Genomic DNA, 513 nt, shown 5'->3' with positions numbered 1-513 from the left:
CGCGCTGCGCCGGAATGCCGGCCTGGAACGCGTGCTTGACCAGCTGCATCTCGGTCACGGTGTCGGCCAGCTCGATGATCTCGGGCGGGCAGCGCCGGCCCGTGAGCACCACATGCACGTCCTTGGGGCGGCTGCGCAGCGTCTCCAGCACCGGTTCGAGCGGCAGCCAGCCATAGATCAGCGGGTAGGTGATCTCGTCGAGCACCACCAAAAAGTGCTCGCCCGACAGGATGGCGGCGCGCGCCTTCTCCCAGCCGTCGCGCGCCAGCTGCGCGGAATGTTCGAGGTCTTTGCTCTTCCATGAAAAGCCATCGCCCAAACCTTCGATGGGGATGCCGATCTGCTCGAACATGCGGTGCTCGCCAAAGCGCGCCGTCGGCACTTTCATGAACTGGTAGATCTTCACGGCCTTGCCGCGCCCGTGCGCGCGCAGCGCCAGGCCAAAGGCCGCCGTGCTTTTGCCCTTGCCATCGCCGGTGTGGACGATGACCAGGCCGCGGCGTTCGCCCTCGG

The 513-nt window shown here is 66.9% G+C and carries 1 protein-coding gene; it reads right to left on the bottom strand.

Going from position 1 to position 513, the window contains the following annotated elements; all coding sequences use genetic code 11:
* The coding region (cobO, locus tag QZH66_RS18335) for a cob(I)yrinic acid a,c-diamide adenosyltransferase (protein ID WP_305807221.1) at positions 1-487 on the bottom strand (487 nt) is incomplete at its 3' end.
* Positions 488-513 lie beyond the last annotated feature (26 nt).

The organism is Stenotrophomonas sp. YIM B06876 (assembly GCF_030711595.1).
GTDB lineage: Bacteria > Pseudomonadota > Gammaproteobacteria > Xanthomonadales > Xanthomonadaceae > Stenotrophomonas.
This window is presented reverse-complemented; position numbering and strand designations above follow the sequence as displayed.